The sequence below is a fragment of the Pseudomonas guariconensis genome, from assembly GCF_015680235.1.
Classification (GTDB): domain Bacteria; phylum Pseudomonadota; class Gammaproteobacteria; order Pseudomonadales; family Pseudomonadaceae; genus Aquipseudomonas; species Aquipseudomonas guariconensis_A.
This window is the reverse complement of record NZ_JADLJL010000009.1, coordinates 61,837-73,983: the sequence shown is the minus strand read 5'-3', so window position 1 is coordinate 73,983 and position 12,147 is coordinate 61,837. Positions and strand designations below refer to the sequence as shown.

At 60.2% G+C, this 12,147-nt stretch carries 12 protein-coding genes; 7 read left to right on the top strand and 5 right to left on the bottom strand.

Annotated features, from left to right (window positions below; all coding sequences use genetic code 11):
• The first annotated feature begins 27 nt into the window (after positions 1–27).
• The 4 genes from IRZ56_RS09140 to IRZ56_RS09125 all read left to right on the top strand — a co-directional run bounded on the left by IRZ56_RS09140 (position 28) and on the right by IRZ56_RS09125 (position 2,668).
• Positions 28–714, top strand: a complete 687-nt coding sequence (locus IRZ56_RS09140) for a dienelactone hydrolase family protein (RefSeq protein ID WP_196144661.1) — start codon at positions 28–30, stop codon at positions 712–714.
• Between the two features lie 45 nt (positions 715–759).
• The gene (locus IRZ56_RS09135) at positions 760–1,446 is read left to right on the top strand and encodes a hypothetical protein (RefSeq protein WP_196144660.1); all 687 of its coding nucleotides are present in this window, start codon (positions 760–762) and stop codon (positions 1,444–1,446) included.
• On the top strand, positions 1,443–2,003 hold the full coding sequence (locus IRZ56_RS09130) for a hypothetical protein (protein ID WP_196144659.1): 561 nt from the start codon (positions 1,443–1,445) through the stop codon (positions 2,001–2,003). Before IRZ56_RS09135 ends, IRZ56_RS09130 begins: the two co-directional genes overlap by 4 nt.
• Positions 2,004–2,185: 182 nt before the next feature.
• Complete coding sequence (locus IRZ56_RS09125; RefSeq protein WP_196144658.1) at positions 2,186–2,668, top strand: MarR family winged helix-turn-helix transcriptional regulator; 483 nt, start codon at positions 2,186–2,188, stop codon at positions 2,666–2,668.
• Between the two features lie 802 nt (positions 2,669–3,470).
• Here IRZ56_RS09125 and IRZ56_RS09120 read toward each other — a convergent pair.
• Both IRZ56_RS09120 and IRZ56_RS09115 read right to left on the bottom strand, forming a co-directional pair.
• Positions 3,471–3,674 (bottom strand): I78 family peptidase inhibitor, encoded by a 204-nt coding sequence (locus IRZ56_RS09120; protein ID WP_196144657.1) that lies wholly within the window; start codon positions 3,672–3,674, stop codon positions 3,471–3,473.
• A gap of 83 nt (positions 3,675–3,757) precedes the next feature.
• Positions 3,758–4,117 (bottom strand): cupin domain-containing protein, encoded by a 360-nt coding sequence (locus IRZ56_RS09115; protein WP_196144656.1) that lies wholly within the window; start codon positions 4,115–4,117, stop codon positions 3,758–3,760.
• A 196-nt stretch (positions 4,118–4,313) separates the two neighbouring features.
• Between IRZ56_RS09115 and IRZ56_RS09110 the strand changes: the two genes are divergently transcribed.
• Together IRZ56_RS09110 and IRZ56_RS09105 are read left to right on the top strand one after the other, a co-directional pair.
• Positions 4,314–5,807, top strand: a complete 1,494-nt coding sequence (locus IRZ56_RS09110; RefSeq protein WP_196144655.1) for an aldehyde dehydrogenase — start codon at positions 4,314–4,316, stop codon at positions 5,805–5,807.
• 204 nt (positions 5,808–6,011) lie between these two features.
• Positions 6,012–7,151 carry an MFS transporter gene (locus IRZ56_RS09105; protein WP_196144654.1) on the top strand — a complete coding sequence of 380 codons (1,140 nt, stop codon included), beginning with the start codon at positions 6,012–6,014 and terminating at the stop codon, positions 7,149–7,151.
• 190 nt (positions 7,152–7,341) lie between these two features.
• Here IRZ56_RS09105 and IRZ56_RS09100 read toward each other — a convergent pair whose 3' ends face one another.
• Together IRZ56_RS09100 and IRZ56_RS09095 are read right to left on the bottom strand one after the other, a co-directional pair.
• Positions 7,342–8,898: a phospholipase D family protein gene (locus tag IRZ56_RS09100; protein WP_196144653.1), complete on the bottom strand. Its 1,557-nt coding sequence runs from the start codon at positions 8,896–8,898 to the stop codon at positions 7,342–7,344.
• Between the two features lie 59 nt (positions 8,899–8,957).
• Positions 8,958–10,388, bottom strand: a complete 1,431-nt coding sequence (locus tag IRZ56_RS09095; RefSeq protein ID WP_196144652.1) for a PLP-dependent aminotransferase family protein — start codon at positions 10,386–10,388, stop codon at positions 8,958–8,960.
• Between the two features lie 180 nt (positions 10,389–10,568).
• Here IRZ56_RS09095 and IRZ56_RS09090 point away from each other — a divergent pair, with 180 nt between their 5' ends.
• On the top strand, positions 10,569–10,799 hold the full coding sequence (locus IRZ56_RS09090; protein ID WP_196144651.1) for a DUF1127 domain-containing protein: 231 nt from the start codon (positions 10,569–10,571) through the stop codon (positions 10,797–10,799).
• A gap of 44 nt (positions 10,800–10,843) precedes the next feature.
• Here the strand turns inward: IRZ56_RS09090 and IRZ56_RS09085 are convergent, their stop codons facing one another.
• A complete protein-coding gene (locus tag IRZ56_RS09085) occupies positions 10,844–12,136 on the bottom strand; it encodes an NAD(P)/FAD-dependent oxidoreductase (RefSeq protein WP_196144650.1) in 1,293 nt (430 codons plus the stop codon).
• Positions 12,137–12,147 lie beyond the last annotated feature (11 nt).

Below are 12,147 nucleotides of genomic sequence, written 5' to 3'. Positions count from 1 at the left end.
CTAAGCAAAATTAATGGGAGGTTCTTTATGTCATTCAATGAATTCTTATCTTTGCCTCATGGAGAAATTGGACTATTTACCTCTGGCCCGAAGTCATCTGACGTGCCGGCTGTAATCGTCCTGCAAGAAATATTTGGGGTTAATGACAATATTCGCAGCACCGTTGAGCATTTAGCTGGTGAGGGTTTTTATTCTGTTGCCCCTGATCTCTTTTGGCGTTCAGCCCCAGGCATTGATCTTAATCCGGATGATCCGGAGTCTCGTGACAAAGCAATGCAACTCTCCCAAGGCTATGATGCTGGTTCTGGGCTTGAAGATATTCGCGCGCTAGTTGCGCAGCTACGGAAGACGCATAGCAAGATAGGATTAATTGGCTACTGCCTAGGGGGGAGGATGGCATTCCTTTCATGGCTGAACCTAGAGCTTGATGCGGTTGTAAGTTACTACGGTGTAAATCTAGTTCCGCTGTTGGCCGATTGTAAGAACCAGAATCGTCCATTTATGGTTCACCTCGGAAAAGAGGACCACTTGAATCCTCCCGAAGCGCAAGCTGCAATTTTGGAAGCATTGGGGTCGAAAGCCAATGTCTCTCTTAATATCTATCCAGAAGTTGGTCATGCCTTCGCTCGAAGGAACGCAAGTAGCTATGTTGCCAAAGCTGCTGTTCAGGCGGATACAGCGACCCTGAAGTTTTTACGCGAAAATCTAATGTGACAAAGTTCGCAACATAGCAGTGGAACTGTAGTAACGAAAACGAATATGAACCGCGACAGGAGAACCGATATGACAAAAACAATAACTGATGAGCCGGTTATGCCACCGCCACGTGCTGGCAAGTATCCTCAAAAATCCAACATCTATTGGAATGCGCGGCAGTCGTCGACCAGCTTGCTTCCGTTGTTTCCACATGATGGTCCTGGTGACATTATTCCTACCTGTACTTCTATGAGGGCGACAGGGAACGGCGTAAAAATCGGGTATTTTCTCCATACCAACTCGGTTGATGAAGTTATGGTCTCCTTTGGATCCACCGGACAAATTCGCACTGGAGATGTTCATGTCGGTCCGCGTACTCATGGGGTGGGGGGCTGGGATAAAGCAGAGTTTTTCGCTGTGCTGTCTGTGACTCAACGCCAGAAAGAAGCTGGCGACCAGCCTGAAATTGTCGCTTTCCAGTGTGAGTCATGTAATGCAGAGGTATCACGACTGGAGTTCAAAGGGGCTGTTTCCGAAGATGGTACGAAATATCCGCCTTTACCAACTATCTTAGGCTCTGCAGATTCTGCTGAGCTGTTCAACAAGTCTGAAGCGTCAAGAACGTGCAAAAGTTGCGGGCATGTCAACCCGCCGTTTCCTACGCACATCTGGGGCTGGCAGCGCTATGTTTACAACACCAGCATTGTTGAAGAAGCTCGGGCTGCTCTGGTTGAGGCCGCAAATCAATGAACACGATCGAACTTAAACGTAAAAACGCATTCAATTTGTTTCGTGAGTCCTCCAAGATGGGGAACTATGATGAATTCCCAATGCTTCGAAGCGAGGTTGACCCCCAGCTGCATGTAAGTAAGAATACGTTGAGTCAGCCTTTCTATCTTATTTGCGAGAAAGATAGTGTTGTTACAGCATTGTCAGGAAATGCTCAAGTCCACTTTAAATCTATGCCAGTGCTTTATTACGACCTGACTCCGGGAGATTTCATTTACGTGCCAGGTGGCGTAGAACATCGTATCGTATGTGAGGAGGAATCTATTCACGTCCGATATAAAGCAAAGGAGGCAGGGCTTGAGGCAATAGTTTGGCATTGCGAGAGCTGCGGCGCTGAGCTTGATCGCCATACTTGGAGCAACGAAACGAAGCTCCCCCAAGAAGGGTATAGTTTTGGCTCAAATCGCTTCAACGAAGAGGTAGAGCGCCGGACATGTGGGGATTGTGGGGTTGTACACCCGCCGGTCGAACTGTCCTTGTTCCGCTGGAATGACGTTGCAGTAGCGCTGAAGGACTAATTCGTGTAGGAGGGCTTCGCCCTCCTACCCGTCTACTTTAGGACAGGAACAAGTTAATCACTCGGAGAATATTGATCTCGGCAATTTTTTGCGATAAAATTTTCCGCTTGGTTCTCGTTTGGCACTTAGCTCCCTATTTCGCCTACAAGAACATGTTGTCGAAGCCAATATTGGAAAGTTCTATGGCACGTAAATCCTCAAAAACAAAAACTTTGGTACGAAGCCCGAGCGGAAGTGTACTAACAGAACTTATACTCACGATATTTAAAGTTAACGCTGATCTTCTGGCGGCCGGTAATGCAGTAACTCACGACGTGACAATTATTTCGGTTCGTTGGCAACTGCTTACTGCTGTATCTCTTGTCCCAAAGACTGCAGCCCAGATCGGTCGAGAAATAGGACTCTCCAGGCAGGGGACATTGTGGAATGTTCAGGAGCTTGTCGACCATGGCTTTGTTGAGCTGATCCACAATCCAGACCATCGGAGAGCTAAGTTGGTGTCTTTGACTGACCAAGGCCGAACAAAGTTGGCGGAGATCACGAATCACCAGATTTCTTGGGTTAATGCTCTCGCACTCAATTTCGAGAAAGGAGACTTGGATCTTGCTGTCGGAGTACTATCTCAACTGAGTAAGGTTCTTCGCTTGCCCATCTCAGAAGCCTGATCGTAGTTTGACGAAAATTAAATAGGTTCATGCTGAATATCTAATCACCATGCGCTTGAATTTTGCGTACCTTTACGGCAGTTTCTTGGTAAGTGCCCCATGAACCTGGCTTTTTCAAAAGATCATGAGCATGTCAGCAATTTTCTGGAGTAGCACCTCCACGGCGGAAGGGTTTCGTAAGCATTAACCGAAAAATACCCTCCATTTGCTTCGGCGCCTGATGGCTCCGAACCACTATTGCCGTGAAACTTCGAACCAGTAATGCCACGCTAAGGTGAGACGTTGTAATCGGTGCTGGCATGGATCTTATGCCCTTCACTCGGCTGGTCAAATTATCAAAAGGAATCATCGGCCTGTACCCGGACAGATTGTTACGCTCTCGATCGCGCTCTTTTAGGGCCTTGACTCCACTATCAACAGATTGCGCTCATCATGTTGAGCAGCGGCTGAAAGCGCTCCCCTGCATTGCATGACCTAGCGTGCCAAGATTTGGTGGGAGATATTGATGCCGTGACCTCAACACCTTCCGAAGCAATGACGCGCGTTCTTCATCTGGTCGCCATCAATAGCTGCTTGGAATATGATGATGTGACGGTCCCTCCGCTCCTCAGCAATCCAGCACGACACAGTGCGATGCGGCTTTCTCTCCCAACGCTCCTATGTGGCTCCTAGCCCGCGAGGCCACACCTCGCCAAAGTGGTCGAGAAAAGAGCTAACCTACTGCCCCATATACGGTTTCAAGCCCTGTGTGATTTGCACGAAGGACTTGACGCCAGAACTTTTTTATGCCCGGCGTTCGGTGTCAGTTGAACGCGAAGCCCGAGACAGCGCCGCTGGCATCGACGCGCACATGTACCCGTTCTGGGTCGAATTCGCGCGTGGACATTTCATTGGGGCCGACCACGCGTGTACGCCCGGTGGCCTGGGTAATGGCGGTTTTGATCGACCCTTCATAGGGCAGGCCGATCAGGTGTTGCAACACGTGCACGACGTCTTCATTGGTCATGGTGGTACTCCTTGGGTTGTGAGGGTTAGCCCGAACGGGCCGGGCCATCTTTGCGCCAAGGAGGCCTGTCGCTGCGTTAACTATTACTTCTGCTCGAACATGACATAGATCTTGCGGCACGGCTCCAGTACTTCCCAGGTGCCCTTGAAGCCTGCGGGGATCACGAAGCGATCGCCGGCACGCAAGGTCTTGGCATTGCCGTCCAGGTCGCGCAGCACCGAGACGCCCTGGGTGATCTCGCAGTACTCATGCTCGGTGTAGTTCACCGTCCACTGCCCGACCGCACCTTCCCATACGCCCGCGGCGAACTGGCCGCAGGGGCTGGAGTAGTGGTTGTAGACGGCCTGGTCGGGTTCGCCCTTGAGGATTTTTTCCGCCGCCGGGCGATAACGCTCGGCCTCGGTGAGCACCTGGGCGAAATCGATGATGCTGCTGATAGTCATGCTGAAGCCCTCTTGTTGTTTAATAAAATGCACATCAGTAGGCTTTTAGGCCTTTCGTGTCAAATATATTGATAGTTTCACCCGGCTGGTTTAGGGTGGCGGGTGCCAGTGTGCGCTTGTCGCCCGGCCAGAATTTTCGACATCGCCGTGATGTCCTCAGTACGGCGTTGCACCTTAACAAGAGGAGGAGTTTCGTATGACCACCCTGACTCGTGCGGATTGGGAACAGCGTGCCCAACAACTGAAGATCGAAGGTCGCGCCTTCATCAACGGCGAATACACCGATGCCGCGTCCGGTGAAACCTTCGACTGCCTGAGCCCGGTGGACGGACGCTTCCTGGCCAAGGTCGCCAGTTGCGACCTGGCCGACGCCAACCGCGCCGTCGAGAACGCCCGCGCCGTGTTCGAATCCGGCGTCTGGTCGCGCCTGGCGCCGGCCAAGCGCAAGGCCACGCTGATCCGCTTCGCCGACTTGCTGCGCAAGCACGTCGAGGAGCTGGCACTGCTGGAAACCCTGGACATGGGCAAGCCGATCGGTGACTCCTCCACCATCGATATCCCGGGTGCCGCCAACGCCATCCACTGGACTGCCGAAGCCATCGACAAGGTCTACGACGAAGTCGCCCCGACCCCGCACGACCAGCTCGGCCTGGTCACCCGCGAGCCGGTGGGCGTGGTGGGTGCCATCGTACCTTGGAACTTCCCGCTGCTGATGGCCTGCTGGAAACTCGGCCCGGCCCTGGCCACCGGTAACTCCATCGTGCTCAAGCCTTCGGAGAAGTCGCCGCTGACCGCCATCCGTATCGCCCAGCTGGCCATCGAGGCCGGTATCCCGGCCGGCGTGCTGAACGTGCTGCCGGGCTACGGCCACACCGTGGGCAAGGCCCTGGCCCTGCACATGGACGTCGATACCCTGGTGTTCACCGGCTCGACCAAGATCGCCAAGCAATTGATGGTCTACGCGGGCGAGTCGAACATGAAGCGCGTCTGGCTGGAAGCCGGCGGCAAGAGCCCGAACATCGTGTTCGCCGACGCGCCTGACCTGAAGGCCGCCGCCGAGGCTGCTGCCAGCGCCATCGCCTTCAACCAGGGCGAAGTCTGCACCGCGGGCTCCCGCCTGCTGGTCGAGCGCTCCATCAAGGACCAGTTCCTGCCGATGGTGGTCGAGGCCCTGAAGGCCTGGAAGCCGGGCAACCCGCTGGACCCTGAGACCACCGTGGGTGCGTTGGTCGATACCCAGCAGATGAACACCGTTCTGTCCTACATCGAGGCCGGCCACCAGGACGGCGCCAAGCTGCTGGCTGGCGGCAAGCGCACCCTGGAAGAAACCGGTGGCACCTATGTCGAGCCGACCATCTTCGACGGCGTGACCAACGCCATGAAGATCGCCAAGGAAGAGATCTTCGGCCCCGTGCTGTCGGTGATCACCTTCGACACCGCAGAAGAAGCCGTGGCTATCGCCAACGATACGCCCTACGGCCTGGCCGCCGGCATCTGGACCTCGGACATTTCCAAGGCCCACCAGACTGCCCGCGCCGTGCGCGCTGGCAGCGTGTGGGTCAACCAGTACGACGGCGGCGACATGACCGCACCGTTCGGGGGCTTCAAGCAGTCGGGCAACGGCCGTGACAAGTCGCTGCACGCACTGGAGAAGTACACCGAGCTGAAAGCGACCTGGATCAAGCTGTAATCCAGCGCGGGCCGCTTCGCGGCCTGAGCGCGGGGCAAGCCCGCTCCAGCAAGGTAGCGCCAACCTCAGGGCCGGCGCGGCCACTGTGGGAGCGGGCTTGCCCCGCGATGGGCTGCAAAGGCAGCCCTGACGACAGCCGGGCCGGCCCTACGCCGTCCCGGCTTTGTCGTCTTTGTATTTCAAGATCTGCCTAGGAGGGCTGCCATGCGTTGGGGAACCTACTTTGCCGTACTGGCCTCGGTGCTCAGTGTCGGGCTCGCGCTCGGCGTGAGCATGCCACTGGTGTCCTTGCGCCTGGAGGGCTGGGGCTATGGTGGGTTCGCTATCGGCGTGATGGCGGCGATGCCGGCTCTGGGTGTGCTGCTCGGTGCCAGCCTGGCCAGCCGCCTGGCCGGCTGGGTCGGTGTGCCGGCCGCCATGCGTCTGTGCCTATGGGGCGGCGCCCTGTCGATCGGCCTGGTAGCACTGCTGCCCAGCTACCCGTTGTGGCTGGCGCTGCGCCTGCTGATCGGCATGGCCCTGACGGTGGTGTTCATCCTCGGCGAAAGTTGGATCAACCAGCTGGTGGTCGAGCAGTGGCGAGGCCGCCTGGTGGCGCTGTATGGCAGCAGCTACGCCTTGAGCCAGCTGGCCGGGCCACTGGTGCTGGGGTTCCTGGGTTCGGACGATGATTTCGGGTTCTGGGCCGCGACGGCCTTGCTGCTGTGTACGCCGTTGCTGCTGTTGGGGCGTGGTGGTGCGCCGAGCACCGACGCGTGCAGCGTCACCTTCGGCGACCTGTTCGCTTTCTGCCGGCGTCTGCCGGTGATCGCCTGGGCCATTGCCCTGTTCGCTGCGTTCGAGGCGATGATCCTGACTTTGTTGCCGGTGTACTGCCTGCAACAAGGGTTCACCGCGGAGGTGGCGCTGTTCATGGTCAGTACCGTGGTGGTGGGTGATGCGGTGCTGCAACTGCCGATCGGTGCCCTGGCCGACTACATGTCGCGCCGTACTCTGTTCAGCGGCTGCGCCCTGACCCTGCTCGTTTCCAGCCTGGCGATTCCGCTGGCCTTGCACACCCCTGCGATCTGGCCGGTGTGGGTGCTGTTCGGTGCCAGTGCCGGTGGCCTGTTCACCTTATCGCTGGTGCTGATCGGTGAGCGTTACCGGGACGATGAACTGGTGCGGGCCAATGCGCATGTGGCGCAGCTGTGGGGGATTGGCTGCCTGCTCGGGCCGCTGATCGCCGGGGCTGGCAGCCAGTGGATCAGCGGGCATGCGTTGCCTTGGTTGATGGCCGCAGGGGCCGCAGGGTTGGTGGTGTTGACCCGGCGGCGGGATGCCTTCGAGCCGGCGTCGGCGTAGATCGCAACATGAGGGCTGCTGTGCAGCCCAATCGCCGGCAAGCCGGCTCCCACAGAGGGAGGCTGCGCTAGCCGCTTGTTCTTTGTGCGACAGCGCAGCCCGGGAGGGATGGGTGATCTCCCACGGATAGCAATGGCTTTGAAAGCTGCGCAGGAGAGTGGGAGCCGGCTTGCCGGCGATTGGCCCTGCGCTACAACATCTTCTCCAGGCCCACCGCCTTGCTGATCCAGGCATTGAAGCGCCGCCACAGGCCGCCTGGTTCCGACGTCAGCAAGCGCCGCTTGCCATTGTCCTCGGTCACCCACACCAGCTGGTCGCCTACCAGTTTCGCCTGGTAGCTCAATGCCGGTGCCATGCCTTCGACAGCCATTTCGCGGGTGTATTCGGCCAGTTCCGGGCTGTCTACCAATACGCCGACTTCGGTGTTCCACAGCACGGAGCGTGGGTCGAAGTTGAACGAGCCGATGAAGGTCTTGCGCCGGTCGAAGACGATCGCCTTGCTGTGCAGGCTGGAGTCGGAACTGCCGCGAAAGCTCAAGCTACGATAGGCGCTGGGGTCGCCCGGCTGGCGGCGCAGTTCGTACAGTTGTACGCCATGTTCGAGCAGGGCGCGGCGGTAGGGGGCGTAGCCGCCATGCACCGCCGGTACGTCGGTGGCTTCCAAGGAGTTGGTCAGCAGCTTGATCGAGGTGCCTGCGTCGGCGCGGCTGGTGAGGTACAACAGGCCGGACTCCCCAGGCACGAAGTAAGCCGACACCAGGATCAGCTCGTGCTGCACCCTGGCCAACTCCGGCGCCAGTTGCTGGGTCATCAGCAGGTGCGGGTCCGGCTCGTCCTGGGCCAGCACTTTGCTCGGCGAGTCCCATAGGGCCTGGCTATGGGCCCAGATCAACTCGTTGCGCCAGGTGTCCAGGCGTGGGCGGGATTGGTAGGCCATCAGCCGGTCGTACAGCGCCTTGTGCTTGACCCGTGCCTGAGCCAGGGAAATTTCCAGGCGCTTGCGGCTGGCGCACAGGTCGGCGGCATCTGGCTGGCGCCAGAGGAAGTCACCGATCGGCCGGCTCAGGGCGCTATTCCAGTACTGGTCGAAGCTGTGCCCGAGTTGTTCGGCCACCGGGCCCACGCCGAGCAGGTCGATGTCGGTGAAGTTCAGGTTGGGCTCGGCATCGAAATATTCGTCGCCGATGTTGCGCCCGCCGACGATGGCCATGCTGTTGTCCACCAGGAACAGCTTGTTGTGCATGCGCCGGTGCTGGCGCGACAAGTTGAACAGCCGGCCCACGGCACGGGTGACGCCGGTGCTGCGCCCCAGGTGCAGGGGGTTGAATACGCGGATATGGATGTTCGGGTGGGCGGCCAGCGTGCCCATCAGGGTGTCCAGGCCGTCGCTGGTGGTGTCGTCGAGCAGGATGCGCACCCGCACGCCGCGGTCGGCGGCACGCAGCAGTTCATGCACCAGGGCGCGGGTGCTGAGGCCGTCATGGACGATGTAGTACTGCAGGTCGATGCTGGCCTGGGCGTTGCGGATCAGCTCTGCGCGGGCACGAAAGGCCTCGTTGCTGTTGGGCAGCAGGCGAAAGCCCGAGCGCCCCTCGTAAGGCGCGGCCTGGCGCTGCACCGAGCGGCCGAAGGCCGAATCGCTGGCCGGCAGCGCCTGGCTGACCTGGCGCGGTGTGCCGACGCTGGCGCAGCCCGACAGGCCAAGCAACAGCGCCAGCAAGAGAGGCAGAGCTCGCTGGAGTCTCAAGGGTAGAACGTCCTGTACAGCAAAGGCCTATGGTTTGGACTGTGGGAGGCGGCGCAAAGTTACGCCGGGCTTTCGTCCGCTTCCAGTAGACGAAGGGCGGTTTCGCCCACCTTGCGCACAGCGGCTTCGATCTGCGGCGTGGGCCGTGCGGCAAAGTTCATGCGCAGGCAATGCCGGTACTTGCCCGACGCCGAGAAGATGCTGCCAACCGCAATCTGCACCCCCTGCTCCAGTAAAGCCCGGTTCAGGCGCAGCGTGTCGAAACTTTCTGGTAATTCGACCCATAGCATGAAACCGCCCTGGGGCCGGCTGGCGCGGGTGCCTGCAGGGAAATAGCGGGTCACCCAGTCGCTCATTTGGTCGCGGCCGCGCTGGTACTGGCTGCGCATGCGTCGCACGTGCGGGTGGTAATGCCCGGCCTCGATGAAGTCGGCGATGGCCAACTGCGGCTGGCAGGCCGTGCTGCCGGTGCTGATGTACTTCATGTGCAGCACCCGCTCCAGATAGCGGCCGGGTGCCACCCAGCCAACCCGCAGCCCCGGTGCCAGGGTCTTGGAGAAAGAACTGCACAACAGCACGCGGCCGTCTTCGTCGAACGACTTGATGGTCCGTGGGCGCGGGTAGGTGTAGGCCAGGTCGCCATACACATCATCCTCGAGGATCGCCACGTCATAGCGCTGGGCGAGGTTCAGCAGGGCCTTCTTGCGCGCTTCGGGCATGATGTAGCCCAGGGGGTTGTTGCAGCTGGGGGTGAGCTGGATCAGCTTGATCGGCCATTGTTCCAGCGCCAGCTCCAAGGCCTCCAGGCTGATGCCTTGGAGCGGGTCGGTGGGGATTTCCAGGGCCTTCATGCCCAGGCCTTTGAGGGTCTGCATGGCGCCATGGAAGCTTGGCGACTCCACCGCGACGATATCGCCCGGCTCGCACACGGCGCGGATGCTGGTGGACAGCGCCTCATGGCAGCCCGTGGTCACCACCAGGTCGGCCGGGTCCAGGCGGCAGCCGGAATCGAGCAGCAGCCGGGCGATCTGCTCACGCAGGGCGAGGTTGCCGTGGATGTTGTCGTAGTACAGCCCGGGCATGTCCTGGCGTCGGCTGAGCTGGGCGAGGCTGCGTAACAGAGGTTTCAAGGTCGGGCTGTCGATGTCGGGCATGCCGCGGCCAAGCTGTATCACCGCCTTCTGCGGCGTGCTGCGTACCAGCTCCAGGACCTGCTCCCATTGCGAGATATCCACAGGGCGCTGGGCCGGGCGGCTGACGGCGGGCAGGGCAGGGAGGCTGCGGTCTTCGGCGACGAAATAGCCGGACTTGGGCCGTGGCGAGACCAGGCCGTTGTCCTCGAGCAGGCGATAGGCCTGCTGCACCGTGCTCAGGCTGACCCCATGCTCCAAACTCAGCGCGCGCACCGAGGGCAGGCGCTGGCCGGGGCGGTACAGGCCTTGTTCGATGCGGGCGCCCAGCAGTTCGGCAAGGTTGAGGTAGAGCGTCACGGCATACTCCTGCGCCTAAGTGCGCCTGCAGACCATTACAGATCGGCTGAAAATACAGCATTCAGGCCTCAGGCTGCCAATTCTGTATGGAAATAATAAACTGGTATTGGATCTGTATGGCCTCGGGTGCCGACGTGCATGCTTTCTCCCACAGTACCTACTGATCGGGAGAACGCAGCGATGGACGGCATGAGCGATGTGCGCTTGCAACTATTGGCCAAGGAACTGGACGCTGGAGAACGGGCCAAGGTCTTCGAGGGGCCAGCGGGTCTGAGCCGGTGGGGGTTGATGGTGCATCGCTGGCGCACCCGCAGGCACCTGTTGCAGCTCGACGATGCACAACTGCGGGATATCGGGCTGAGCTGGGCGCAAGCGCGGGAGGAAGGGCGCAAACCCTTCTGGAAAAGTTGAACACGACCCCTGTAGGAGCGGGGCAAGCCCGCTCAAAGGGGGTGTCAGGCGAGTTCTTTCAGGCGATGCCAGAGCATTCCCAAGGCCAGCAGCGGCGAGCGCAGCAGCTTGCCGCCGGGGAAGGTAATGTGTGGCACCTTGGCGAACAGGTCGAAGCGCCCGCCCTGCTGGCCGCTGATGGCCTCGCCCAGCAGGCGCCCGGCCAGGTGGGTGGCGTTCACGCCATGGCCGGAATAGGCCTGGGCGTAATAGACGTTGGGCTGGCTGGCCAGGCGGCCGATTTGCGGCAGGCGGTTGGCACCGATGCCGATCATGCCGCCCCATTGATAGTCGATGCGTACGTCGGCCAACTGCGGGAATACCTTGAGCATCTTGGGCCGCATGTAGGCGGCGATGTCCTGGGGGTCACGCCCGGAATAATGGCAGGCGCCGCCGAACAGCAGGCGGTGGTCGGCAGAGAGCCGATAGTAGTCCAGGGCCACGCGCTGGTCGCACACCGCCATGTTCTGCGGCAGCAACTGGCGGGCGCGCTCCTCGCCCAACGGCTCGGTGGCGATGATATAGCTGCCGGCGGGCAAAACCTTGCCGCCGAGTTCGCGGTTCAGGTCGTTGTGATAGGCATTGCAGCACAGCACCAGGGTCGTGGCGCGAACGCGGCCCTGGGCGGTATGCACAGTCACTTCGGGGCCGTAGTCGATACGAACGACTTCCGATTGTTCATACAGGCCCACCCCCAGGCGGTTGGCCACGGCGGCTTCGCCCAAGGCCAGGTTCAGCGGGTGCAGGTGCCCCGAGCCCATGTCGATCAGCCCGCCTACATAGCGGTCGGAACCGACCACGCTGTGGATATCTTTCTTCTGCACCAGGCGCAGTTCGTGGCGATAGCCCAGGCTGCGCAATTCTTCGGCATCCTCGGCGAAGCCTTGCAGCTCGCCCGGCTTGTTGGCCAGGTCGCAGTAGCCCCAGGTCAGGTCGCAGGCGATGGCATGGCGCTCGACGCGCTCGCGGACGATGTCCACCGCTTCCAGGCCCATGAGCTTCATGCTGCGCACACCTTCCTCGCCGATCACCGGCAGGAACTGCTCCAGGCCGTGGCCGACGCCGCGGATCAACTGCCCACCATTGCGCCCGCTGGCGCCCCAGCCGATCTTGCGCGCTTCCAGCAGGATCACCGACAGCCCACGCTCGGCCAGCTCGATGGCAGTATTGAGGCCGGAATAACCGCCGCCGACGATGCAGACGTCGGCACGGTGGTCGCCTTGCAGGAAGGCGTGGTCAGGGTGGGGTGCGCTGCTGGCGGCATAGTAGGAGGCGGCGTGCTGCGCGCTGTGGATCATTGGGCTGGGTC